The organism is Protofrankia sp. CiP1_Cm_nod3 (assembly GCF_982290655.1).
In genome coordinates, this window is the sequence record NZ_CEVIVD010000061.1 from 1 (window position 1) to 25430 (window position 25430).

General features: G+C 72.4%; 17 protein-coding genes. 4 read left to right on the forward strand and 13 right to left on the reverse strand.

Going from position 1 to position 25430, the window contains the following annotated elements; translation table 11 throughout:
- A partial coding sequence (locus AC5LUJ_RS13495; RefSeq protein WP_493465033.1) for a glycosyltransferase occupies nucleotides 1–1093 on the forward strand: 1093 nt, incomplete at its 5' end.
- Between the two features lie 183 nt (nucleotides 1094–1276).
- Here AC5LUJ_RS13495 and AC5LUJ_RS13500 read toward each other — a convergent pair.
- Both AC5LUJ_RS13500 and AC5LUJ_RS13505 read right to left on the reverse strand, forming a co-directional pair.
- Nucleotides 1277–2932 (reverse strand): condensation domain-containing protein, encoded by a 1656-nt coding sequence (locus AC5LUJ_RS13500; protein ID WP_250285746.1) that lies wholly within the window; start codon nucleotides 2930–2932, stop codon nucleotides 1277–1279.
- A gap of 756 nt (nucleotides 2933–3688) precedes the next feature.
- Nucleotides 3689–4708 (reverse strand): dolichyl-phosphate beta-glucosyltransferase, encoded by a 1020-nt coding sequence (locus AC5LUJ_RS13505; RefSeq protein WP_250285745.1) that lies wholly within the window; start codon nucleotides 4706–4708, stop codon nucleotides 3689–3691.
- Nucleotides 4709–6230: 1522 nt separating this feature from the next.
- Between AC5LUJ_RS13505 and AC5LUJ_RS13510 the strand changes: the two genes are divergently transcribed.
- Nucleotides 6231–6704 (forward strand): hypothetical protein, encoded by a 474-nt coding sequence (locus AC5LUJ_RS13510; protein WP_250285744.1) that lies wholly within the window; start codon nucleotides 6231–6233, stop codon nucleotides 6702–6704.
- Here AC5LUJ_RS13510 and AC5LUJ_RS13515 read toward each other — a convergent pair.
- The 3 genes from AC5LUJ_RS13515 to AC5LUJ_RS13525 form a co-directional block, all read right to left on the reverse strand.
- Nucleotides 6674–7156, reverse strand: coding sequence for a ribose-5-phosphate isomerase (locus tag AC5LUJ_RS13515; protein WP_250285743.1), 483 nt, complete (start codon nucleotides 7154–7156; stop codon nucleotides 6674–6676). The two genes, AC5LUJ_RS13510 and AC5LUJ_RS13515, sit on opposite strands and share 31 nt — an antisense overlap.
- A 225-nt stretch (nucleotides 7157–7381) precedes the next feature.
- Nucleotides 7382–8080: a mycothiol-dependent nitroreductase Rv2466c family protein gene (locus tag AC5LUJ_RS13520; RefSeq protein ID WP_250285742.1), complete on the reverse strand. Its 699-nt coding sequence runs from the start codon at nucleotides 8078–8080 to the stop codon at nucleotides 7382–7384.
- Nucleotides 8081–8193: 113 nt separating this feature from the next.
- Nucleotides 8194–9207: an AI-2E family transporter gene (locus tag AC5LUJ_RS13525; protein ID WP_493465034.1), complete on the reverse strand. Its 1014-nt coding sequence runs from the start codon at nucleotides 9205–9207 to the stop codon at nucleotides 8194–8196.
- Nucleotides 9208–10231: 1024 nt separating this feature from the next.
- Here AC5LUJ_RS13525 and pepN point away from each other — a divergent pair.
- A complete protein-coding gene (gene pepN, locus AC5LUJ_RS13530; RefSeq protein ID WP_250283497.1) occupies nucleotides 10232–12790 on the forward strand; it encodes an aminopeptidase N in 2559 nt (852 codons plus the stop codon).
- Nucleotides 12791–13137: 347 nt separating this feature from the next.
- Here pepN and AC5LUJ_RS13535 read toward each other — a convergent pair whose 3' ends face one another.
- The 7 genes from AC5LUJ_RS13535 to AC5LUJ_RS13565 form a co-directional block, all read right to left on the reverse strand.
- Nucleotides 13138–14298, reverse strand: a complete 1161-nt coding sequence (locus AC5LUJ_RS13535; protein WP_250290535.1) for an alkaline phosphatase PhoX — start codon at nucleotides 14296–14298, stop codon at nucleotides 13138–13140.
- Between the two features lie 529 nt (nucleotides 14299–14827).
- Nucleotides 14828–15244, reverse strand: coding sequence for a DUF5130 family protein (locus AC5LUJ_RS13540; RefSeq protein ID WP_250283500.1), 417 nt, complete (start codon nucleotides 15242–15244; stop codon nucleotides 14828–14830).
- Complete coding sequence (locus AC5LUJ_RS13545) at nucleotides 15231–15599, reverse strand: hypothetical protein (RefSeq protein WP_250283502.1); 369 nt, start codon at nucleotides 15597–15599, stop codon at nucleotides 15231–15233. The genes AC5LUJ_RS13540 and AC5LUJ_RS13545 overlap by 14 nt, the downstream gene beginning before the upstream one ends.
- A 220-nt stretch (nucleotides 15600–15819) precedes the next feature.
- Complete coding sequence (malQ, locus tag AC5LUJ_RS13550) at nucleotides 15820–18300, reverse strand: 4-alpha-glucanotransferase (RefSeq protein WP_250283503.1); 2481 nt, start codon at nucleotides 18298–18300, stop codon at nucleotides 15820–15822.
- Nucleotides 18290–19960, reverse strand: a complete 1671-nt coding sequence (locus AC5LUJ_RS13555; RefSeq protein ID WP_250283505.1) for a sensor histidine kinase — start codon at nucleotides 19958–19960, stop codon at nucleotides 18290–18292. The genes malQ and AC5LUJ_RS13555 overlap by 11 nt, the downstream gene beginning before the upstream one ends.
- Before the next feature lie 45 nt (nucleotides 19961–20005).
- On the reverse strand, nucleotides 20006–20749 hold the full coding sequence (locus tag AC5LUJ_RS13560) for a response regulator transcription factor (RefSeq protein ID WP_250283507.1): 744 nt from the start codon (nucleotides 20747–20749) through the stop codon (nucleotides 20006–20008).
- A gap of 214 nt (nucleotides 20750–20963) precedes the next feature.
- On the reverse strand, nucleotides 20964–22253 hold the full coding sequence (locus AC5LUJ_RS13565; RefSeq protein ID WP_250283508.1) for a mechanosensitive ion channel family protein: 1290 nt from the start codon (nucleotides 22251–22253) through the stop codon (nucleotides 20964–20966).
- Nucleotides 22254–22570: 317 nt separating this feature from the next.
- Here AC5LUJ_RS13565 and AC5LUJ_RS13570 point away from each other — a divergent pair, with 317 nt between their 5' ends.
- Nucleotides 22571–23086, forward strand: coding sequence for an HNH endonuclease (locus tag AC5LUJ_RS13570; protein WP_250283510.1), 516 nt, complete (start codon nucleotides 22571–22573; stop codon nucleotides 23084–23086).
- A 154-nt stretch (nucleotides 23087–23240) separates the two neighbouring features.
- Here AC5LUJ_RS13570 and AC5LUJ_RS13575 read toward each other — a convergent pair whose 3' ends face one another.
- A complete protein-coding gene (locus AC5LUJ_RS13575) occupies nucleotides 23241–25256 on the reverse strand; it encodes an ATP-binding SpoIIE family protein phosphatase (protein ID WP_250283511.1) in 2016 nt (671 codons plus the stop codon).
- Between the last annotated feature and the right edge of the window lie 174 nt (nucleotides 25257–25430).

The following is a 25430-nucleotide window of genomic DNA, read 5'->3' on the forward strand; positions in this document are numbered from 1 at the left end:
CGTCTGTGTCGGGCGGCTGGTCCCGCACAAGCGGCTGCACCTGCTCATCGACGCGCTGCCCGCGCTGCGCGCGTCCCATCCCGGCCTGGTCGTGGAGATGGTCGGGGACGGGCCCGACCGGGACCGGCTGCTGCGGCACGCCCGCGGGCTGGGCGTCGGCGAGGAGGTCCTGCGCTGGCACGGGTATGTCGACGCGGCCGAGCGGGACCGGCTGCTGGCGACGGCCTGGCTGACGGTCAACCCCTCCCACGGGGAGGGCTGGGGCCTGTCGGTGCTGGAGGCCAACGCCCATGGCGTGCCGGCGGTCGCCTTCCGCGTCCCCGGGCTGCGTGACGCCGTCCGTGACGGGCACACCGGCTGGCTGGTGGACGAGCCCGGCCCGCTCACGGCGACGATCGACACGGCCCTGGCCAGGCTGGCGGACCCGGCCGCGGCGGCGCGCTGGCGCTCCCGGGCCCGGGCGTGGGCCGCGGGTTTCACCTGGGACGCCACCGCCGAACTGCTCGCCCGGGTACTGACCGCCGAGATGGACCGGCTGGCGGCCCGAAGCCGCGGAACGCACCCGGGCCGGGGCCCGCTCGGCGGCCGGCTACCGGCCGGGAACCGACCGGGTGGGCGGCTCCTCCCGGGCCGGCGGCCGTCCGAGGAGAACTCGCCGGGAGGCAGCACGCCGGAGGGCAGCCCGTCCGAGAGCAGCCCGTCCGAGGGCGATTTGCCGGGCGGGCGTCCCTCAGGCGGGCGACGGCGCGGGCCACGCCGCGCGGACGACCCCGTGACCCGCGCGGAGTTCCCGCTGGCCCCCACCCAGCCGCTGCCGGCCCTGCGCCGCACCGACCTGGTGTACCGCCTGACCGGAGAAGCCGGATCCGACCGGCTGGCCGGGGCGGCCGGGCCCGGCCGGGCGGTCGCGGTCCTCTACGGGGCCTCCCCCGCCGACGCCCGCGCCGCGCTCACCCGGGCCGGCGTGACCGGCCCGATCGAGACGCGGGCCGCCACCGGCGAGGACCTGCTGATCGCCGCCACCCGCTGCGCCCTGCCCGACCCGCTGCCCACCAGCGGAACCACCACGTCCATGATCACTACAGTGGGCTGACACGTCCCTGGCGGACGCTCCCTCGAGAGCCGTCGGTGAAAAACGTCGCGGTAACAACGGTTCCCACCTACGGACGCGGAACCCGTAGGTGGGAACCGCCGCGGTAACGACCGGAACCACCTGCCGTCTCCTCTTCCGGCCGGTGGCACCCGCTGCCGGGCAGCGCCGCGGACGGTGTCCGCGTCACCCGACGGCGGCGGGCTGGGCTGCTGCCTCTGACAGTGGGAGGCCGGTCAGTTCATCCAGGGCTGTCCGGTACACCTGCGCGAAGCGGCGCACGGCGGCCCGGTCGAACAGGTCGCGGTGGTAGCAGAAGGTCAGGCTGAGCTCACCGCGGTAGCCGGCGGCGGCTATCACCAGCCCCTGCGGCAGCCCGGCGAACGCCGCGAAGTGCAGCGACGTGACGTCCGGCCCGGGCGCGCCCGACGCCGGCAGGCCGGCCAGCCGGCCCAGGTTGGTCACGGTGATCGTCGGCATCAGCAACGGCCGGGCCAGCCCCACACCTACCCGTAACAGTGCGTGACGGGCAGGACCGGCCAGTCGGACGACACCACCGATCCTGCCGCCGGCGACCGGCGGGGGCCCGGCCGTCTTGCCCACCGCCGTCTGCCGGCGCACCGCGGCGAGCAGGGTGGCGGGATCCCGGCGGTCCCGCGGGGTCGTCACGATCAGGACCTCGCCGGTGTGGTTCCCGATGGCGGCCGTATCGCCCGAGGCCGGGGTGCGCCGGCTGACCGGCATGCGTACCCGGACCGTCGTGGTGTGCTGCCCGGCCGTGGCGTTCCACCGCTGGACAGCCACTTTCGCGGCGGTCAGCAGAAGATCGTTGACCGTGGCCGGCGTATCCGCCACCAGCGTCCGGACGGACCTCGGGATCGGGACGCGCTGGCAGTACACCCCATAGGCGGAACTGTGACGATCATCCGCTGCCTGGCCGGGACGCGCCTTCTCGTAACGCGCGCGGCCGTCCGTCCGGCCCCCCGGCGACGGGGCGACCCGGCTGGGCAACCGCGGCAGTCGCGGCAACCGCGGCCCGGAGACGAGCCGGCTCACCGCACGGGCCGGTGCCGGCCGGAGGATCACCGGGAACGGTGCCGGCGCCGCCTGGCCGGGCACCGGCCCACGCGCACCGGTGGATGTGGCCGGCCGCACCGGTCTGACCGGCTCAGGCGGCTCTTCGGGCGGCCGTGCCGACGCCGGCCCGGTCAGCCGCACCGGCCCGGGAGCCGCGCCGTCCTCCACGCGCGCAGCGGTGGCGGGGCAACGCTGAAGGATCGCGCGCAGCAGCGTCGCCACGCTCATCCCGTCCAGGGCGACATGATGCGCGGCAACGGCGACCGCGTCGCCGGTGGGCAGCCGCACGTGCAGGACCCGCAGCGGGCAGGACGCGGTCAGGTCGAACGGGCGCGAGCAGATCTCCGCAAACATCTCCCACACGTCGTCGTCGCCATCACCTTTTGCCACTGTCAGCACGTCGTCCGGGGTGTACGGGAACCACCACCGCCGGCCGGACAGCCCCGTGCGCATCCGCGCCCGGGCCATCGGATGGCGCATCAGGACGTCGATCACCGCGTCCCGCAGGATGAACGGATCGATGATCTCACGGGTGCGAGCGATCATCCCGACCGAGATCGGCGCGGTCCTGCGGTCAGAGGCGACGATCAGATCTTCCAGCACCGAGAAGGGGCGTTCCGGGATCAGATCCGGGATCAGATCATCCTGGATCGGGCCGGTCGATACCGGCGGCATGGACGATCCGGCGCGCGGCACGGGGGTCACGGGTGCGGATGGTCCCGGGAGCAGCGCGGACCGCCACATTTCGTGGGAGTCGATGTTCACGTCCTCCTTCTTCCTGCCCGTCCGTCCCGGTCAGGAGAACGGTTCAGCGGCGCACGTCCCCACGACGGATCCCCACGCAGCCCAGTTTCCGGCCCGCCGGGGCCGTTGATGTGATCCGGCCGGAAACAGTGGTGAAGACCTCGCTTGTCGCCGGATTCTCCCCGGTGACAGGCAAGCGGCCATCAGTGACCACAGCACCGAAACAGACAGCGGAATGAATACCAGAATGAACAGCCACGAGAGCAGGCATCCGCAGAGCAAAATTCGAACAATTTTTCAGCCCGTAAACACGGTGAGTCGCACGTAAAGTGCGTTATCGTTCACAGATAGTGCAAAAATGACCATCGAGGCAACAGAGTAACAATGAAAAACAATAAATCATCAAGCAGGGTGCCGAGCGCGACAGCACAGCCCGGACGGAGGGGCAGCGGCATCGCTCCTGTTCGCCGCGCACCGGCCCCGGTCCTGCTCGCCGCGCACCGGCCCGCAGCCCACCACGGCCGTCATCAGCCGGCCCTGCGAGGCCACGGCCGGAGCGCGGTCCTGCCGTATCGGCCGGGCTCGGTGGCGACGCCGGCGGCTCGTCCGGCACCCATCCGGTGCCACAGCCGGAACATGACATGCCGGCAACCCGGCGGGAGGGCTGGCGTGAGCCGGTCCGATCCCGTTTCAGCCAGGCCCAGGGCTTCAGCCGGGGCCCAGCCTTCAGCCGGGGTCCCGGGCTTCAGCCGGGGCCCAGGGGCCGCGACGGCGCCTTCAGACGACCTCGCGGGGGGCCGGCTGCCGCCCGCTCTCCCGGCCCGCCGGGAGCCGGCTGGCGTCCCGGCCCGCCGGGAGGATGGCCGGCGAGGCGGGCATCTCCGCCGGGGCGCCGCCGGCCACCAGGGCGCCGGTGCCCATACTGATCACCCGGGCGACCGGGGCCTGCGACGGCTGCGTGTCGTCCGCGGCCGCCGGGGCCGTGCTCACGCCGGGGCGCCGGACGACCGTCAGCGGCGTGGGCACCGGCTGGAGCACAACCGGCGGCTGCGCCTCGACGGGACGCAGGCCCAGCGGCACGGGCGTGGGCACGACCCGGCGCCGGTGGTAGCGCCTGGCCCGCAGCACGTCGACCAGCATCGCCGGGGTGTGCCGGCTCACCCGGAACGTCCCACCCGCCATCTCCGACCAGTGGACGGGCACCTCCGTGATCCGGTAGCCCATCGACCGCGCCAGCGAGAGGACCTCGACGTCGAACCCGAAGCCGGTCGAGCGGGACAGGCTGAACAACAGCTTCGCCTCCGCGTGACGGAACGCCTTGAAGCCGCACTGGGTGTCGGCGACGTCCAGCGCCGTGAACGTCCGGGTGATCTGGTTGAACGCCCAGCTGCCCATCCGCCGGCCGTTCGAGCGGACCGTGCTGCCACCGATGCGGCGTGACCCCAGCGCCACCTCGGCGTCCTGCAGGGCCGCGAGCAGCAGCGGGAGGTCGTTCACGTCCGAGGCCATGTCGGCGTCCATGAACACGATCGACGCGCCCCGGGCCATCGCGACCCCGGTCCGGACAGCGGCGCCCTTGCCGGAGTTCCAGGGGAGCTTCACGACGCTCGACCGCGGGAACCCGCTCAACAGCTGCTGGGCGACCTCGGCGGTGCGGTCCGTACTGCCGTCATCAACAACGATCACTTCCGCGCCGGCGAGCCTGCCCAGCACGGAGGTCAGGCGAGGCAGCGCCTCCGGGAGCCGGTGTGCCTCGTTGAAGGCGGGGATGACGACACTGACGGGAACGTGGTCCAAGAGTCACTCCCAAGCTGGGTCGGCAGCGACAGAGGCAATTGTGGCCGCCTGCCGATCTCGAGGTACTTCGGGCCGCCCGATGCCCGGCCGAAGCGTCGACGCGATATCGCCCGGCCGTCAGGATGTGAGACGCCGCGCCGGATGCATGCCCGACGGCTAACGACGCACCGACCGGCGGCCGACAGCATGCCAAAACCTCTGGACGACATGCCAGAACCTTTGGACGGCACACGACGGGGGCCGGGCACCGGACCCGCGGCCGGCTCGCCCCGACGGCCGTGGCCGCGGCTGCGGTCACGGTCACGGTCACGGTCCGTGTCCGCTCGGAGTGTGACCGCACACTGGGACACCTCCGAGAATCTGCGACACCGGATCCGAACACCGTCACCGCAACCTCACAATCGGTAGCATCGCCATCGGCTTCGCTGCCAGGACACCAGCCCCTGAGCACGACCGCCCGCCCACGCGGCGGCAGCGCCCCACGCGTACGCTCATGGCATCCTCCCGCAGGCGCGCTCCCTTCCCGCGCCCGCCATCCTGACATCACCCCGACGCACATCCGACAGTCCACGATTCGTCACACCACGACCGCTCCCCGCCCAGGCGGGGAAGGCACGGTACCGCCCGGAAAGCCGCGACCCGCGGGGTTGTCCCACCAACGCCCGCCGGCCGGGTGGGCGGGCGTTGGTGGGTGGGCCGCCAGCCGAGGACGGCTTCCGCCGTGGTGATCGTCCGTTCGCCCGCTTTCGCGATCCGGCCCATCATTATGAGCTTCCGGCTGGCTCCGGCGCGGGCCGGCGCTGTGCGGCCGGCGCCCCGGCCGCCTCCGGTCATCCGGCGCACGCGCCATATCCGCTGCCGCCTGTGAGCCCACGAAAAAGCCGTAATCATTCGCCCTTCGGCCTGCCAGTGACATTCCGCCGATATCAGACGGCGACCAGACGATACCCGTTCCCCGTCGACACACCCCGGCCGGGTGACGACCGGAAACCGGGCAGGCACCGCACCGCGCGCTTCAGCGGACACGACACGGTGGCTGTTCCGCCCGGGCAGGCACCCGTCCAACGGCGTTGGGCCGTTCCCGGTACTGCTCACGGACACCTCCGGCATCGGATCAGCCGAGAGGCGCTCCGGGCGGGCCCGGCTCCGGCCTTTCCCGGCTCCGGCCGGCACAGCCGCCGACGGGATTCTCCCGGTACCTCATGGGAGCCGGGGACAATACCCGGTCATCTTTCCCCGCGCATCCGGCACGCCACCTCCCCGCTCACCGTCGCGCCCCGACATATACCCCGGACGGAAATAGGGAACCCCGCCGCCAGGAATTCGTCCGGCTCCCCCCGGCAAACGTGGACGCATTTTGCGCTGAAAGTATCGTGGAGATGAGATCCGCCGGCTTCCGCGGGCCGGCCGGGGCGCGCGGCGCGGACGGTACGGCCCGGTCACCCTGGCCAGGCCGCCCCGGACCGGAGCACCCTGGATCCGGTGGACGCCCCCCGAGGGGCACCGCGGGAAGGAACAGGTGATGACGCAACGCCGTCAGTTCGACAGGCCCGGCTCCGGGGGTGGCCCCGGCAACGCCGCGTCCGGCGACAGCATGTCCGACAGCGGCCACCCCGACAGCGGGCGGCCCAGCAACGGCAGAGCCGGCAACGGCGAGGCCGACAACGACAGGGCCGCGGACGGGCCGGGCCCGCGGCGGGCCGCCCCGGAGCACCCCGGCAACGGCCAGCAGGGCCAGCAGGGCCAGCAGGACAGGCCCGGCCGACGCCGCAACACCGGCGATCCCGGCCTGCGCGCGTTGATCGGCGCCGGCCGGTCACGGCTGCCCCCGGGGACGGCGATGCGCGCCCGCGACATCGCCCGCCCCGGCCCCGACGACCTGGCCGACGCCGAGCGCAGCGTGGTCATCCGCCGGCGACCGTGGACGGATCCGACGGCTGACACCGGCCGGGCACAGCGTCGACGTCAGGGCGCCAGCGGCGCCGACGGCACCTGAACGTCACCGGTCCGCTCGTAAGAAGAGATCATCCCGATCCGCCGGACATGACGCTGCTCGGCGCTGAACGGCGTCCGCAGGAACGTCTCGACAAAACCCACGGCCTCGGAGACGGTGTGCAGCCGGGCACCGAGACTGATCACGTTGGCGTCGTTGTGCAGCCGGGCGAGCCGGGCGGTCTCGGTGCTCCAGACCAGCGCCGCGCGCACTCCGGAGACCTTGTTCGCGCAGATGACCTCGCCGTTGCCGGAGCCGCCGAGAACGATGCCGAAGGCGTCCGGCTCGTCCGCGGCCGCGGCCGCGGCGGCGAGCACGTACGGCGGGTAGTCGTCGTCCGGGTCGTAGGAGGCAGGCCCGTGATCGACCGGGGTGTGCCCCTGCTCGGTCAGCCATGTGATCAACGAGGCCTTCAGGTGGAAGCCCGCGTGGTCGGAACCAAGATGAACGCGCATGGGTGGCAATGATGCCCGCCCCACGCGCCCCCTATGCCGGCTCCCACCGGAAAGGCGGACAACGCACCCGCCGGGCCGGGCGCCCACCCGGGCCGGCGGGTGCGCACGGCGGTCCGGCCGGACCGCCGACACCGCCCGGGCGAACACGGAAACCCGCCTGGCCGAACACAGACAGCGCCCGACCGAACGGTCGAGTGCCACCCGGCCGAACGGCCGGATGCCGTATCAGTCGAATATGGGGGGCAGGTCCCGGGTACGCTTGAGCTCGTAGAAGCCGGGTGTGCCGGCGACGAGCAGCACCCCGTCCCAGAGCCGGCCGGCGGCCTCGCCCTTCGGCGACGGGGTGACGACCGGGCCGAAGAAGGCGGTGTCCCCCACCGCGATCACCGGGGTTCCGACGTCCAGGCCCACCCGGTCCATGCCGTCGTGGTGGCTGGCCCGCACCGCCTCGTCGAACTCGTCCGAGGTGGCCGCGTCCACGAGGTCCGTGGGCAGCCCGGCCTCGGTCAGCGCGGCGGCGAAGGTGTCGGCGTCCCACTCCGCCTTCTCCAGGTGACGGCGCCGGCCCAGCGCCGTGTACAGCGGGAGCAGCACCTCGTCACCGTGGTGTGCCGCGGCGGCGACACTGATCCGCACCGGCCCCCACGCGCGCTTCATCCCCTCCCGGTACCGCTGCGGGAGGTCCTCCCGGCCCTCGTTGAGAACGGCGAGGCTCATCACGTGCCAGCTGAACCGCACCGGCCGTACCTGTTCGACGTTCAGCGCCCAGCGCGACGTCAGCCACGCCCACGGGCAGCTCGGGTCGAACCAGAAACCGGCCTGCGCGGGGGCGGACGGGCCGGAAGAGCCGGCAGGCCCCGGTTGCGCTCCGGAGGCAGGTGACGGGCGTGTGGACACGGTCTCGATCCCGGGCTGTGTGGTCACAAGTCACTCCTGATCACCAGAAACGGGCACGCCGGCAGGACGATCATGGGTGCCGCGCCGCCGGAAGGCCCGGGTTCATCGGTCACTCAGGCCCAACCACCAGGGGCGGGTGGCTACTTCCCGGATCGGGCGAGATAGCTCGCGACCCTGTTGACCACCGCCACGAACGGCACGGCGGCGACCGCTCCGGGGATGCCGGCGAGCACCCCGCCCGCGGACAGCGAGACGACGATCGCCAGCGGATGCAGCCGCACCGCCCGCCGCATGACCAGCGGCTGCAGCAGATGGCCTTCGATCTGCTGCACGGCGAGCACCACGCCGAGGATGACCAGCGCGGGTACCAGGCCGTTGGAGACGAGCGTGACCAGGATGGCCGCCACACCCGCCACCGTCGCGCCGACGATCGGGATGAACCCCCCGAGAAAGGTCAGCAGTGCCAACGGCGCGACCAGGGGCACCCCGACGACCAGCAGGCCGATGGTGATACCGATCGCGTCCACCAGCGCGACGAACATCGTCCCGCGGATGTACCCGGTGATGGTCGCCCACGCCTCCTTCCCCGCGCCCCGGACCCGTTCCTCGGTGCCCGGGGGGAAACGGGTCACGATCCAGTCCCAGATCCGGTCGCCGTCGTGGACGAAGAAGAAGGTCGTGAACAGGGTGAGCAGGATGCCGGTGAGCACCTCGGCGGCGACCGTGGCGCCGGAGAGCACACCGGAGACCAGCCGTCCCCGGTTGTTCGCCAACGTCCTGGTGATGTCGTTGGTGAGATCGTCCAGCTGGCTCTGCGACAGGTGCAGCGGGCCGTCCCGCAGATAGTCGCGGACCTGCTCCACACCCTGGCTGACCTGGTCGGAAAGGCTCGGGAACTCGTTGGCCGCGTTGAAGCCGACGCCCACCCCGGCGCCCGCCACCAGGATCAGGAAGCCGAAGACGGTCACGAAGGACGCCGCCAGCTTGGGCACCCCGTGCCGGCGCAGCCGTATCGCCGTCGGATAGATCATGGCGCTGATGAGCAGACCGGCGATCACCGGGATCACCACGACGCGGACGCGCCCGATGACGAGCATGAATATATAGATCGCCACGCCGACGACGAGCAGGCGCCACGACCATCCCGCGGCCACCCGCAGGGGTACCGGAACGTGCGGGTCACCCGCTCCGGCCGGGGTGGCGGCTCCCGCCGCCAGGGCGGCCGCGCGCGGCGCCGCCGGAGCCGCATCCTGTGGCGCCGCCGGAGCGGCCGGGCGCGGCGGGGTGCCGGGTCTCGCGTCCGGGCCGGGAGGGCTGTCCGGTGGGGCGGCAGGGCCCACGGCAGGGCCCACGGCAGGGCCCGCGGCCGCGGCGTCCGCCGCCGCGCCGGAGGGGGCCGCGGGCGGGACAGCCGCGTCCGACGGCACCGCGTCCGGAGCCGGGCCGTCCCCGGACGCCGTCTCTGGACCCCCTGCCCACGCGGCAGGCGTATCCGGGAGCTCCGCCCGCGCAGCAGGCCTGTCCGGGAGCTCCGCCCGCGCAGCAGGCCTGTCCGGGGACGCCGCCCGCGCAGCAGGCCTCTCGGGGGGCGGGGCTCCCGAGGGCAGGGGCAAAGTGGCCGGTGCCCGCGCGTCCGGCGCGGGGCTGTCCGGACGGGCCCGGCGTCCGCGGCCGATCCTCCACTTCACGGGCGCTCCCGATCCGTCACAGGAGCCTCACTGATCGAATCCGTCACCCGCTGTGCCCCTTCCCCGGTGCCGGCCGCTCGGCGCCAGCACCCGCGGTGCCACCTTCGTTCCTGCGCCGCCCTGCATATCCCGTGCCGCCCTGTACTCCGTGTCGCCTCGCGCTCCCGTGCCGCCCTGCCCGGCAATCCGGGCGCCGGGCCCGCGAACGCTGACCGAATCCCCCGTAATCAAACCCGACAGCGGATGAGCTGGACAGTCGCGCACCGCCCGTCGGACCGGTCCGGGTGGAGCCGGCACGACCAGCACGGGAGGCGTGGGAGACTGGCTAAAGCCGTCGGGCTCTCTCCGCCGCGCCGACCGGCCCGCCAGGCCGGGACGTCCGTCCCCTCGTCCCGGACCGGACGGGCCCGGGCCGGCGGGCTGGAGACAACAGAGCCCGCGCAGCAACCGGACATCGTCCGTCCACCGCCGCTGGATCGAAAGGACCTGTGTGTCAGCCAACAACCTCACCCGCGACGAGGCGCGTGAGCGCGCCCGGCTGCTCAACGTGTCCTCGTATGAGGTGAACCTTGACCTGACCAGCGGTGACACCACGTTCGTGTCACGAACTGTGGTGCATTTCACCAGCACCAGGCCGGGCGCCTCCACGTTCATCGAGCTGACCGCCCCGGCCGTGCGCACGGTGGCCCTCAACGGCCGCGCGCTGGACCCGGCCGAGGTCCACGACGGTGACCGGATCACGCTGACGGATCTGCGGGAGGCCAACGAGCTGGAGGTGGTGGCCGACTGCGCGTACTCGAAGACGGGCGAGGGGCTGCACCGGTTCGTCGACCCGGTCGACTCCGCCGTCTACCTGTACACGCAGTTCGAGACCTACGACGCGCACCGCATGTACGCCTGCTTCGACCAGCCGGACCTCAAGGCGGTCTTCAAGCTGTCGGTGGTGGCGCCGTCGGAGTGGCGCTGCATCTCCAACGGCCGGCATCTTGCGACCACCGAGGCCGGCGAGGGCCGGACCTTCTGGCTGTTCGAGCCGACGCCGGTTGTCTCGACCTACATCACCGCGCTGGTCGCCGGCCCCTACCACGAGGTACGCGACCACCACGACGGGATCGACCTCGGCCTGTACTGCCGGCGGTCGCTCGCCGAGTTCCTCGACCCCGAGGAGATCTTCACCATCACCAGGGCCGGGTTCGACTTCTACCACCGGGTGTTCGACTACCGGTACCCGTTCGGCAAGTACGACCAGCTCTTCGTCCCGGAGTTCAACGCCGGGGCGATGGAGAACGCCGGCTGCGTGACCTTCCTGGAGGACTACGTCTTCCGCGCGAAGGTCACCGAGGCCCGCCGGGAGCGCCGGGCCGAGACCATCCTGCACGAGATGGCGCACATGTGGTTCGGCGACCTGGTGACGATGCGCTGGTGGGACGACCTGTGGCTGAACGAGTCGTTCGCCACCTTCATGTCGGTGCTCGCCCAGGTGCGCTCGACCCGGTTCACCAACGGCTGGACGACGTTCGCGAACGCCGAGAAGGGCTGGGCCTACCGGCAGGACCAGCTCTCCTCCACCCACCCGATCGTCGCCGACGCCCCCGACATGGAGGCCGTGCGCACCAACTTCGACGGCATCACCTACGCCAAGGGCGCCTCCGTCCTCAAGCAGCTGGTGGCCTGGGTGGGCCAGGAGGAGTTCCTCACCGGCCTGCGCTCGTACTTCCGCCGCTACGAGTACGGCAACACCTCCCTGCGCGACCTGCTCGACGAGCTGGAGAACGCCAGCGGCCGTGACCTGACGGTGTGGTCGGCGGACTGGCTGGAGACCACCGGCGCCAACACCCTGCGGCCCCGGTTCGAGACCGACTCCTCGGGGCTGTTCACCACCTTCGACGTAGTGCAGGAGCCGGCGTCCTCGCCGCCGACGGCGAGCGCGGCCCTGCGGCCGCACCGGCTGGCGATCGGCCTGTACGACCGCGCCTCCGACGGGTCGCTGCAGCGCCGCGAGCGCGTCGAGCTCGACGTGGTCGGCGCGCTGACCGAGGTGCCGAAGCTCGTCGGGGCCCGGCGGCCCGACCTGGTGCTGCTCAACGACGACGACCTCACCTACGCCAAGGTCCGCCTGGACGACCGCTCGCTGGCCACCCTGATCGACTCGATCGGGACGATCCGCGAGTCACTGCCGCGCACCCTGTGCTGGGCGGCCGCCTGGGACATGACCCGGGACGCGGAGCTGGCCGCGCGCGACTACGTCAAGCTCGTGCTGTCCGGGGTGGACGCCGAGGACGACATCGGGGTCGTCCAGTCGCTGCTGGCCAAGGCCCAGCTCACCATCAACGCCTACGGGGATCCGGCGAACCGGGCGCGGGCCCTGCGCGAGCTGTCCGCCCGCGTCGAGGAGCTGCTGCGCACCGCCGCGCCCGGCAGCGACCTGCAGCTGGTGCACGCGACCGCGTTCGCCCACGCCGAAGACCCCGACCAGATCGGACGGGTACGCGCGATCTTCGAGGGCGCCGACGTCGTCGACGGCCTTGTGCTGGACACCGAACTGCGCTGGACGCTGCTGATCCAGCTGGTGGCGCGCGGCGTCTACGGCGCCGAGGAGATCGAGGCCGAGCTCGCCCGCGACCGGACGGCGACCGGCGAGAAGCGGGCCGCCACCGCCCGCTCGGCCCGCCCGACCGCTCAGGCGAAGGCCGCCGCCTGGTCAGCGGCGATCGACTCCGACACGCTGTCGAACCACCTGCTCGTGGCGACCCTGGGCGGCTTCTGGATCCCCGGCCAGGAGGAGCTGACCCGGCCGTACGTGAGCCGCTTCTTCGCCGAGATCGGCGAGATCTGGCGGACCAGGACCTTCGACACCGCTCAGACCATCACGCAGATGCTCTTCCCGTCCGCGATCGTCGAGCCGGCGACGGTGGACGCGGTGGACGCCTACCTGGCCGAGGCCGACCTCGGCCCTGCCCTGCGCCGCGCCCTGGTCGAGGGCCGCGACGGCCTGCTGCGCGCACTGCGCGCCCGCGCCAAGGACACCGAAGCCGCCACCGCTACCTGAGTCAGCACGTCTACCTGAGTCAGCATGTCGGCCGGCGGCGGGCGTTTCCCGGCCTCGCCCCGCCGGCCGACACCGGCTCCGATCCCACCGCTGGCGGCGCCGGCCAGGCATCCGCGTGACCGGCCTGCCCGCCGAAGAATCCATGACCGCGTATCGCCGTCACCAGAACAGCACCAACCGTAGGTGAAAAGCGCCATCATAACAGCGTTTTCCACCTACGGACACGGCAGGCGTAGGTGGAAAACGCCGCCACAGCAGCGGTTTCCACCTACGCTCTCAGGGCGGGCGAGGAGCGGCTCGCTGCCGTTCCTCCGGATATGGCCTATCGGCCGAGCCCGCCCGGAAGGTCAGGTGCGGAAGGGGCCGGTGACCTCGAAGGTGATGCCGCCGGAGGAGGAGCCGATGGTGCCTCGCTGGGAGGAGAAGTACAGCCGCTGGCCGTCCGGGGTGAAGGCGGGGCCGGTGATTTCGGACGAGTTGTGGCCCACCAGGCGCAGGAAGGGAGCCACGATGTCGTCCGGGGTGATGACGCAGATCTCCAGGTTGCCGCCGTCTTCAGCGACGTACAGGTCCCCGTATGTCGACCCGGTGATGTTGTCGACGCCGGTCAGCGGGGCGGGGCCGGGGGACACCAGCGAGTCGTCGTAGGCGAGTTCGAACGTGTTGGTGTCGACGTGCAGCTCCCACACCCGGTTGTCGCCCTTGGTGGTGAACCAGACGGTGTTGTTCGCGTAGTGGACGCCTTCACCGCCGTTGAAGTGCTTCGCGCCGGAGACCTGGTTGCGGGTGGCGGTCGGTGAGCCGTCCACGTCCGGGACGGTCTGCCAGGTGAACGTCCCGGACGTGCCGCTGCCGGCGACCAGCACCTCAAGGGTGCCCGCGGAAAGATTTCCCCAGGTGGTCGGGCGGAAGCGGTAGAAACAGCCGTTGGTCTCGTCCTCGGTCAGGTAGATGGCCTGGCGGACGGGGTCGGCCGCGGCGGCCTCGTGCTTGAAACGGCCCATCGCCGGGCGGCTCACCGCGGACGCTCCGGTGGCCGGGTAGGTTTCCCACACCCGTCCCAGAGAGGTTTCCTCGCAGGACAGCCAGGTGCCCCAGGGAGTGGCCCCGCCCGCGCAGTTGGAACTGGTGCTGGAAAGAATCCGCTGGGCGGAGGTAATGGTGCCGCTGGAGTTGAACCGCAGCACCGAGGCGCCACCGCCGCCGCTGCCGACCTCGGAGTTCGACGCGTATATCCAGCCCGTGCCGTTCGGGAAGACAGCACCGCCGTCCGGGGCGTTGTGCCAGGTGTAGCTGGTCCCGGAGACCACCTGGCTGGAACGGGCGACGATACGGCTGGTGAAACCGGAGGGAAGCATGACACCGTTGGCGTCGGCGGGCAGCAGCGATCCGTAGGGGCTGGGACCGTTCTGGGCGGGAGCGGCCAGAGCCGTGTCCCACATCACGCCGGAGAAGGCGAGGACACCCGCCCCGGCGACAGCGGAACGCAAGAAGGTTCGCCGTTCCATTGCTGACCTCCAAAATACGGTGACAATGCCGGGCCGGCGGCAGTAAATTCTCTGCTCTTTCGCTGCCGACGGCCCTTCCGGACGGGGTTGTCCGGGCCGTCGGTAACACTAGGGTGGAATCGCTGGACGCAGGAGGATCACGGCGATGAACATCAGGAAACCGTCCGAAAACAAGACAGAAAAAAATGGAAGGAAGGCGGCGGCAGCGGCCGGGCCGCACTAGTGTCGTGTCAGCCGACGCGTGCCCCGCCACCGCGCGGGCGCCCTGGTGGCATTGCCGGAATTCCTGGGCGGTGCTGCCGCCCGGCGCCTCCGGGCGCCTTGTCGGAGATATCACCTGGAGACGATGGCCGAGGTGAATACTGGCCGAGGTGAATACTGACCGACACGGAACCAGGAATAACGAACAGGTACGGCGGGACCGGTGAGGCCCGGGCGGACGCGGCCGCCCACCGCGCGCGGAAAACATGACCGCGCGTTCTCCGGCTGTCCGGGAGACCGCGGGGCAACGGCCCCCAGCCCGCCCACCTCAGAGCGAGGCTAAGACCCTGCTCGGCCCGCCGGGGGACCCGGACGGCTGGGGGCCGGCGGCGTCGGCCAGCTGGCGCAGGCCGTTGATGATCCCGTTGACGATGTCGCCGAGGGCGAAACTGGAGGTCATCGTCAGGACGGCGAGCCCGGCGGCCTGGTCGGTGACACGCCGCCTGGCCCCTCTCGTCGTCTTGATGTGGACGAACCGTTGACCGGGAGAGACCAGGATGACGACGGCCGGGTCGCCCGGGCGTGCCGCCAGGTTGGCCAGCAGCCGTTCGGCGAACAGCTCCGGGTCGTCGTCGACGGCTCCGACCCGGACGGCGAACCGGATGCCGGTGCGGGCCTGCGCCGCCGCCCGCGCCCGTTCGAGCCGGTCGCGCTGCTCCCAGGTGAAGGGCTCACCAGGTGCCACTGGCACCGCCCGCGCCGGGTGAGGCCACGCGCGGGTGCTCGCCTTCGGCGGCGGCCGCGGGCGGATCCCCGACCCAGACCTCGTCATGGTTCCAGGAGCGCCCCGGCCGGTAGCGGGACGGGCCGCTGCCCCGGCTCGACAGCAGCGTGAGCCCGATCGCGACCAGGAACCCACCGATGATCGTCCCACCGTAGACAGCCCAGGCCTCCAGCGGCGTGAGCGGATCGGGACTGTACCGGTCCCCGATGTCCTGCGCCAGGGCGGCGCCGCACATCGCGGGAAGCGTGAGAAGAGCCAGCGTCACGACGGTGAGTACGCGGCGGGTGGTGGTCAGCCGAGGACGTCGACGAGTCACGTTGCGAAGGTTACCGGGTGATTGGCCCATGGTCGCCTGAAACCGCGTCCCGGCGGCACACCCCGTCGCGGCGGCCCGGCCCAGCCACGGCCCAGCCACGGCCCAGCCACGGCCCAGCCACGGCCCGATCGTGACGCAACGTAGCAAAGTATATCACCTTCTGTCGTTATCGACCGCTGTCACCTCTGGTCGTCGCCGGCCTCGGCCGCTGTCACACCTGTCACACCTGTCGGGCCTGTTCCCGCACCTGGGCGAGCAGCCCGGCCAGGCGGTGCACCCGCGGGTCGGCCCGCAGCCGCTCCACGGTGACGGGCCGGCCGTCGGCGTCGGTCACCGGCAGCCGCCAGTTCGGGTACGTGTCCACGGTGCCGGGCAGGTTCGGTTGCCGCAGGTCGCCCAGGGCGTCGCCCGGGGCCGCGAGCACGATCCGTGCCGGCGAGCGGACAAGCAGGCCGTGCAGGGCGAAAACGGCCTCACGCAGCACCAACGGGTCAAGATCGTCCGTAGCGGTAAGCTGCGCGGTCAGCAGGCCCTCGGCCCGCAGCAGGGCGATCAGCGCGTCCCGCTCCTGCCGCCATGCCCGCAGCTCGGCGTCTGGGGAGTGACGCAGCAGGCCACGGCGGGCCCGTACCCGCACGTGCGCGCCGGTGAGGTAGCCGGCGACGGTGGGCAGGTCGTGGGTGGTGATGCTCGCCATCGCCGGTTCCCGCCAGCGTCGCGGCGGCAGCGGCTCACCGTCGGCGTCGCGTTCGAACCAGGCGACGGTCGACCCGAGCACCCCGGCGCGGGCCAGCCTCGCCGCGACCGAGGACTCGACCGTGCCGAGGTCCTCGCCGACGACAAGCGCACCGGCCCGGGCCGCCTCGAGCGCGAGCAGCCCGAGCATGGCATCGGCGTCGTAGCGGACGTAGGTGCCCCGCGCCGCGGAGTTCCCGGCCGGGATCCACCACAGCCGGAACAGGCCGAGGATGTGGTCGACCCGGATGCCACCGCCCCGGCGGAGCACGGCGGCGACCATCTGCCGGAACGGCGCGTAGCCGGTCTCCGCCAGCCGGTCGGGCCGCCATGGCGGCAGCGCCCAGTCCTGGCCCTGCTGGTTGAACCCGTCCGGGGGCGCGCCCACGGTCGCGCCGACGGCGAAGACGTCCCGCAGCGCCCACGCGTCCGCGCCACCGGGATCCACGCCGACCGCGAGGTCGTGCACGATACCGACGGTCATCCCGGCGTCGCGGGCGGCCCGCTGCGCGGCCGCGAGCGCGGCGTCGCAGGCGTGCTGCAGCCAGCGGTGGAAGGCGACCCGTTCCCGCAGCTCGGCGCGGGCGGCGGCGACGGCGGGGCCACGCGGGTCGCGCAGGTGCGCCGGCCAGTGCCGCCAGTCCGGGCCGTGCCGCTCGGCAAGAGCGCACCAGGTCGCGAAGTCGGTGAGGCCGTCGTGCCCCGCCGCCGGCTCGTCCGCCGGCTCGTCCGCCGGCCCGGGCCGGGAGACGCGGAACAGCAGTTCCAGGCCGGCGAGCTTGGCCTGCCACACCGCGTCCCGGTCCAGCAGGCCGACGCGGTCCACGCCAGACCCGGCCTCCCCCGCTTCGTCCCGCCCCGGCCCGGCATCCGCGAGGCCACCTTCCCGCGGCCCGGCATCCGTGAGGCCGCCGTCCCGCGGCCCGTCCGCCGACGGTGGGGTGGCGGCCCCGGCGCGGGCGATGGTGGCGAGCTGGTCGACCCGGGCCCGGGTGGCGGCGTCCGCCCGGGCGTATTCGGGCAGGTCCTGCGGACGCAGGTACAGCGGGGAGGCGAAACGCCGGCTCGCCGGAAAATACGGGGACGGCTCGACGGGGAACGTCGGGGCGGCCGCGTGCAGCGGGTTGACCAGCAGCACGTCGGCACGCCCGCCCTCCTCGCCGCCGGACCAGGCCGCGAGGCCGGCGAGGTCGGCGTAGTCGCCCATCCCCCACGAGCCGGCCGACCGCAGCGCGTACAGCTGGATCATCCATCCCCAGGCGCGGCCGGGAACGGCCCCGGCCGGGCCGGGTACCGCGTCCGGCACGACGACGAGCTCTGCCGTGGCCACGACGGCACCGGCCCGCAGCCGCAGCACATGATCACCCAGTGGCAGGCCCGCGGGCAGCTCCAACGGGACGCCGAGGAGTTCCTGCCCGTCGACCAGCCGTTGCCCGACGGTCTCACCCCATCCGGTGAGGTCACGGCGCCCACCGTCCGCAAGCTCCAGTTCTGCGACGGGGACCGTGCCGGCGGGCACCCGCACGATCACCGGCGTGGGCGCGGACCGCCGTACGATCACGCAGGCCGGCAGCGGACGCCGCCACGGCGCGTCACGAGCCGCGGCCAGGGCGGCGGCCGGGTCCGCCGTGTCGACGTCGAGCAGGCCGAGCACCGCCCGCACGACCCGCGGGTCGACGGTGACCTCCTGGTCGTCGGCGTCGATGTAACGGGTGGCGACGCCGTACACGTCCGCCAGCTCCGCCAGCGACGGGTCGATGCCACCGGCCCGGGCGGCACGGCCATTCCCCACAGCCTGCTCAGCGGCACCGCTCCTGGTACCGCCGCCGGCGCCCGTGCCGCTGCCTGCGCCGGTCCCCCCGACGGTGCCGTTCCCGGCAGGGGCGTCGGAGCCGGTGCCGTTGTCGGCGCTGGTGTCGGTGCCGGTGTCGCCGTCGGTGCCGGTGTCGCTGTCGTCAGAGGCCACGGCCGAATCCTCTCGCCCGCCGGGGCCCGCGGTCGGACGCTCGGGCGAACCCGGACGGCCCCGCCGAGCTGATCGCATCCCAACCGCCGGGCGGGCCCGCGCCACTGCCCGCGTCGAACAGCCCGCTGCCCGCGTCGAACGGCGCCGACCACAGCACGTCCTCGGGGACCGGCAGGGACAGCCGCAGGCGCGCGCCCCCGCCGGGGCCCTCCTCGGCCCGCACGCTCCCGCCGTGCATGGCCGCGGCATCGGCGACGATGGCCAGGCCCAGCCCGGAGCCGGGCAGCCCGCGCGCGGACGTGGCGCGGTAGAACCGGTCGAAGACCCGCGGGCGGTCCTCCGGCGCGATCCCCGGGCCCTGGTCGGTGACGACGACCTCGCCGTTCCCGACGGCCACCAACACCTCACCCTGCGGAGGGGAGAACTTCACCGCGTTGTCGAGCAGGTTCGTCACCGCCCGTTCCAGCATGTGCGGCCGCCCGTCGACGGGGGACGAGGCCGCGGTCACCACGATGTGGACGTTCTTCGCCTTGGCCCGCCGGCGTACCCGCTCCGCCGCGGCATGAACGATCTCGGTCAGGTCGGCGCGCTCCACGTCCTCGGGGGGAGCTTCGTCGCGGGCCAGCTCGACCAGCTCGCTGACCAGCCCGCTGAGCTCCCGGATCTGGGCGTCGACGTCGCGCAGCAGCGCGTCCCGGTCGTTCGCGGGCAGCGCGCGCCGCGGGTTGGCCTCGGCCCGCAACAGCAGCTCGATGTTGGTGCGCAGACTGGTCAGCGGGGTGCGCAGCTCGTGGCTGGCGTCGTCGACAAGCTCGCGCTGACGGGCCCGGGAGGCCTCCAGCGCGCGCAGCATGCTGTTGAGGCTGCTGGCCAGCCGGGCGATTTCATCACTGCCAGTGACCGGTATCAACGCGGACAGGTCCTGGGTGCGGGCCACCTCCTCGGCGGCGGCGGCGGCGGCGTTCACCGGCTTGAGGGACGCCCGCGAGATCAGCCTGCCCAGCAGCACCGCCCCGGCCACCCCGGCCACACCCACTCCCAGCAGGATCAGCCCGAGGGTGCGCAGCGTCTCGTCGACGTCGGCCATGGGCCGGGCCAGCTGGATCGCGCCCGGTGCGCGGCCGGGGACGAACAGCAGCGGGACGGTCGCCACCCGGTACCGCGCGCCATCCACGGTGACGGTACGCACCTGCTTGTCCGTCACCCCCTCGGCCACGGCGAGGTCGGCGTCGTTCACCGGCAGTGTCACCGACTGGCCTGCCCAGGTGGCCGTGCTGCCGTCCGCGAGGATGATCTGGGCCGGCAGGCCGAAGTTGGATCCGGTCAGCCACCGCGGGCCGCGGGCGCCCGGCGGCATGCTCGGCATGACCGTCCGGGCCGCCGCCTGGGCCTGCTCGGTGAGCTGGTCGTCGATGGAGCTGTTGAGCACGATCCCGGTCGAGGCGAGCGCCACGCCCGCGACCACGGCCACGACGGCGGCCACCGCGACGCCGATCAGCAGCACCATCCGGTTACGCAGCGACAGATGGCTATGCGCGAAGCGCCGCCGCCAGGATGTTCCGCCCGCGGCGACGGCGCGTCCGGGACCGCCGCCTCCGGCCGTCTCCACCGGCGTCCCCGGCTGCCATCCGGTGGTGTCCGGGCCGGGCCTGGCACTCATCCCGACCGCGCCGTCACACCGCCGGTCATGCCGTCACACCGCCGGTCATGCCGTCTCCCGCAGGACGTAGCCGACCCCACGGACCGTGTGCAGCAGCCGGGGCTCACCACCGGCCTCCAGCTTGCGGCGCAGATAGCTGACGAACACCTCAAGGGAGTTCGAGGACGGACCGAAGTCGTAGCCCCACACCCTCTCCATGATCGTCGAACGTGACAGCACCTGGCGCTGGTGGGCCAGGAAGAGCTCGAGCAGGTCGAACTCGGTCTTGGTGAGGGTAAGATCGCGATCGCCGCGGGTGACCTGCCGGCTGCTCGGGTCGAGCCGGACGCCGGAGAACGTCAGCACCGACGGCCGCCCCGGGCCGGCGGCGACGGAGTCCGCGGACCCGCCGGCGGCCACCGCGGCGGCGCTGGCCGCCCGGGCCGACAGCGACGCCCGGCGGGTGAGGGCACGCAGCCGGGCGAACAGCTCCTCCAACGCGAACGGCTTGACCAGGTAGTCGTCGGCCCCGACGTCCAGGCCGCTCACCCGGTCGGCAAGCCCGTCACGGGCGGTGAGCATGAGGACGGGCAGGTCGTCACCGCGGGCCCGCAGCCGCCGGCAGGCCTCCAGGCCGTCCACCCGCGGCATCATCACGTCGAGCACGACGATGTCCGGCCGGTCGCGGGTGACGGCGTCCAGCGCCTCGGCGCCGTCCCGGGCGGAACTGACCTCGTAGCCTTCAAATCGCAGCGACCGTTCGAGGGACTCCCGGACCGCCGGCTCGTCGTCGACCACCAGTACACGCACATCACACAGTCTGCCCGGCCCGCACCGCGGCGGGAGCCACCGCGAGCAACTCTCAGCTTCGCCTACCGTGATCCTTATCAGCGGTTCAGCTACCCCGGCACATCGCCGACGTCCCGGCTGGCCAGCGACGGCACGGACGGGGCTGGCATCGCCTGGAAAGCCCACCGGGCCGGGGCGCACGCAGAGGAAAAGCCGGATCGGGCCGGGACCCGGTTCAGTGCGAGCCGGAGGTGCGGCCGGACGACCGGCCGACCGGTGAGCGCGCGGGCCGGGGCAGCTCCGCGATGGGCCCGCTGTCGGTCGCGTTGGCCGCCGCCCGCGGGTCGGAGCCGCCGTCCTCCTCGCCGTCGGCGCCTGGCCTCTTCTCCTCCTCGTCATCGTCATCGACCATGACGACCTCGCTGCGCTGGACGCTGCCGAGCGCGATGCCCTCGGCGTCCAGCGCCGCGCGGAAGCGCTCCCGCAGGGCGCGGGCGATCTCCCACTGCTTCAGCGGCTGGGTCTTGACGATGACGCGCAGGGTGTAGCCGTCCGCGGTCATCGTCTCCATCCCCCACACCTCGGGTTCTTCGAGGATGGCGGCGGCGAACCGCGGATCCGTCCAGAGCTTGTCCGCCGTCCGCTTGAGGATCCGCTTGGCCGTGGCCACGTCGGTGTCGTAGTCGAGCGGCACGTCGAGCACTGTCCGTGCCCACTGCTGGCCTTTGTTCCCCACCCGGGCGATCTCGCCGTTGCGCACATACCAGACGGTGCCCTCGACGTCGCGCAGGCGGGTGACACGCAGACTGACCGCCTCGACGTTCCCGCTGACCGGCCCCACGTCGATCACGTCGCCCACCCCGTACTGGTCCTCCAGCAGCATGAACATGCCGGCCAGGAAGTCCCGGACGAGGTTCTGCGCGCCGAAGCCGACCGCGACACCGACGATCCCGGCGCTGGCCACGATCGGCGCGAGGTTGATGTCCAGCTCACCGAGGACCGTCACGAAGGCGATCCCGAAGACGATGATGGACGTGATGCTGCGCAGCAGCGATCCGACCGTCTCCGCGCGCTGCCGGCGCCGTTCCAGCAGCACGGCGGGATCCCCGAAGGCGCCCAGCAGCACCGTGCGCCCGGAGCGCAGCAGTCCTCCCGAGCCTCCGTTGGAGGCCCGGCGGGTCGTCCGGATGATGAACCGGTGCAGCAGCGACCGGATGAGGAAGGCCGCCACCAGGATCAGCACGATCTTCAGCGGGGTGCCGACGAAGACGTTGGCGCCACCGGCGAGGTACTGGCTGTGGGTGACGTCGTAGACCGTCCGGCACAGCACCCCGGGCCGGTCTCCGCAGGCGTTCTGCAGCGCGTCCCTGAGCTGCTCCAGGCTGGGCGCCAGCGGGATGTCGGTCGGCACCGGTACGGGCGCGCTCACGGACGCGGCGGGCGACGGCGCCGCGCTCGACGCCTGGGCCGCCGAGGGCAGTAACGACCCGAACGACTGGGCAAGCAGGGACGGGGAGTTGGCCACGGCCTTCAGTCAGCTCCTCACACGTGATCGGTTGTCGAATGTTCCGATGGACGTCCCCCGGGGATCCGGCCGCATCCAGTCTTACCGGTGGCCGCCAGCCGCTGGACGAGGGGGCTGGCCCCCGGTTATGACGTGGCGACGACGATCTGTCACACTGAGCTTGTGAAACGCGAGCCGAGCTGCGCGGTGTGTCAATGATTACCCGACGACAATCGCGAACCCACTCGCGTTCGGGGCTCGAAGGCGGTTGACTGTCTCAGTGTCACCGGTGGCTAGCTCGTGACGGCCGCCATCCGGTAGGGCGAGGAGGTCGGCGCGTGACAGAGGCGCTGGTTCTCAATGCCACGTATGAACCATTATGCGTGGTCTCACAGAGGCGTGCGCTGGTGCTCGTGCTCACCGAGAAAGCAGTCATGGTCGAGCCCGGGGACAAAGTTCTCCATTCGGCCACGTACGCGGTCGAGGTGCCGGTCGTCGTGCGGCTGGCCCGCTTCGTCCGTGTACCTTACCGCTCGCAGGTCCCCCTCACCCGCAAAGGGGTGCTGGCTCGGGATCATCACCGTTGCGTCTACTGCGGTGCGCCGGCGACATCGCTTGATCACGTCATCCCCCGCTCCCGCGGGGGCGCACATGTATGGGAGAACGTGGTGGCGGCCTGCGGCCGCTGCAATCATCTGAAAGCCGACCGGGCAGTTGCCGATCTCGGTTGGCGGCTTCGCACGGCCCCTCGGGCGCCGAGCGGAGCCGCTTGGCGCATCCTGGGCAGCCGTCGGATGGATCCGCGCTGGTCGCGCTATCTCAGCTCCGACGGCGACGAGGCCGCATCCGCCTGATCCCCCCGGGCGGACGGCCGGCCCCGCCGGGTGAGGCGTCCTCCCGGGGCGGCAGCGTCCCGTCAGGACGACGCCGTCCCACAGAGGCGACCGTGTTCAAAGGTGACGGTGTCCCACCGGGGCGACGGTGTCCCACCGGGGCGACGGTGTCCCGTCAAGGTGGCGGTGCCCCGTTGGCATCGCCGCTCGCCGGGATCGCCAGATCGAACCACACCCGCTTGCCGTCACCGGTGGTTTCCACACCCCACCCACGCGCGATCACATCGACAATCATCAGGCCCCATCCCGACTCCCTGTCGTCACCCGATGTCCGGCGGCGAGGCATCCGGGTCCCCTCCCGATCATCGACGCTGACCCGTAGCCGGTCCCCCTCCTGATGGACGCGTAACACCAGATCGCTGCGGGCGTGCAGCACCGCGTTCGTCACCACCTCGCTGACAAGCAGCAGGGCGTCGTCCGCGACAGCGGCGAGACGCCGCCCGGTGAGGACCCGCCCGACCACCGAACGGGCGCGGACAGCCGATTCGGGCTCGGCCGGCAACGCCACGTCCACCAGCGCCGGCCGGGACGGATAGGTGGTCATCACCAGCAGCGCCGTGTCGTCGTCGGTCTGCACGGCCACCCCGGATGCGGCCAGGCACCGGTGCAGCAGCGTCCGCGCGGAGCCGGCCGAGGACACCCCTATGGGAGACGCCCCGGCGTCCCCCGCCGCCGCGCCCCCCACCGCGCACTCCGTCGCGTTCTCCATCGCCTTGGCCAGCCCGCGGCGCAGCCGGTCCATGCCGTCCTCGAGCGGGCGCCGGCGCGACTCGACGAGCCCGTCGGTGTACAGCACGATGCCGGAGCCGGGCGGAAGTTCCAGCGACGTCTCCGAGAACATCCCGGTGCCGCCGACGCCGAGCGGCAGGCCCGGGTCGAGGACCAGGTAGTCCGGCTCCTCGTCGGGCATGACCAGCAGCGGTGGCAGATGCCCGGCGTTGGACACGGTGGCCCGCCGGGCCGCCGGGTCGTAGACGATGTACATGCAGGTCGTCAGGTGCAGCCCGGGCAGCGAGTCCACCACCCGGTCGAGCCTGGTGAGCAGCTCGGCCGGCGGCCAGTCCTCCAGCGCGTACGCCCGCAGCGCCGCCCGCAGCTGCCCCATCACCGCGGCGGCGTGCAGGCCGCGTCCCATCACGTCCCCGATCGCGATCCCGACCCGGCCGCCGGGCAGCGCGATCACGTCGTACAGGTCGCCGCCGGCCTCCGTCCCGGCCGTTCCGGGACGGTACTCCATCGCGATCTCCACCCCGCGCAGCGCCGGCGGGTTCTCCGGCAGGAGCGAGCGCTGCAGGGCGAGCGCGGACTCCTGCTCGACGCTGTAGAGCTGCGCGTTGTCGAGCGCGGCCGCTCCCCGCCGGGCCAGGTGCTCGGCAAGGCTGATGTCGACGGGGCTGTACCCCCCCGAGCGGCGCAGCAGGGTGACAGCGCCGAGCACCCGGCCCTGCCCCGGCATCGGGACGGTGATGGTCGGCCCCTTCAGGAAGTCGGGGAAGGGCATGTCCGCCACCCCCGCCGGGGACATCCGCGCCATCAGCTCGTCGGTCAGGTATGGCATGTACCAGGTCTGGCCGGTCCGCAGGACGAGACCGGGCCCGTCCTCGCTGTCCAGCGTCGGCAGCCGGGAGGGGAGGAAGTCGCGCAGGAAGCCGGCGGTCCGGCTGTCGCGGTGCACGATCGTGCCGAGGCGTGCCCGCTCGTCGTCCCGGAGGAACACGATGGCGCCGTCACCGAGCCGCGGTACCGCCAGCGCCGCGATCATATCGATGATCCGCTGTGGGTCGAGAGAGCTCGACAGCACCAGCCCGGCGTCCGACAGAAAACTCAGATGTTCCAGCTCGAGCCGGCCGGGGACCCGTTCGTGGGGACGGCCCAGGATCTGGCGCAGCGGCCAGGCCCCCCGCCCGAGCCCGGCCAGGACGGCCGCGAGCCGGCCTGCCGCGTTGTCGGCACCGGCCGCGCCGCGGGCGGCCGGACCACGGCCGGCCACGCTGCCCCCACCGACACCGCTGACACCGGCGCCACCGCTGACACCGGCGCCACCGCCGTCGCCACCGGCGTTGGCGACGGACCTGCCGCTGAGCGTACGGCCGCTCAGAGCGCCACCGAGGCGTCCGGTTCGGTCATGCACAGCCTGCCGGACAAGCATGAACGGATTTCGCACACCTTTTGAAGTCAGTTGATAACGTGCCGTCACCTCCTCCACCTGGCGAAGTCTAGTTCGGTTATCGGATACCGTCGCCTGGCGACAGGCTCCTCAACACCCGGCCGAAGGCGGTTCGATCATTCGATATCCCGCGTCCGG

Excerpts from the sequence above, each read along its gene's own strand:
- AC5LUJ_RS13515 (WP_250285743.1), bottom strand. The coding sequence starts at position 7,156 with ATGCGCGTTCATCTTGGTTCCGACCACGCGGGCTTCCACCTGAAGGCC.
- AC5LUJ_RS13510 (WP_250285744.1), top strand. The coding sequence starts at position 6,231 with ATGACGCAACGCCGTCAGTTCGACAGGCCCGGCTCCGGGGGTGGCCCC.
- AC5LUJ_RS13555 (WP_250283505.1), bottom strand. The coding sequence starts at position 19,960 with ATGAGTGCCAGGCCCGGCCCGGACACCACCGGATGGCAGCCGGGGACG.
- AC5LUJ_RS13535 (WP_250290535.1), bottom strand. The coding sequence starts at position 14,298 with ATGGAACGGCGAACCTTCTTGCGTTCCGCTGTCGCCGGGGCGGGTGTC.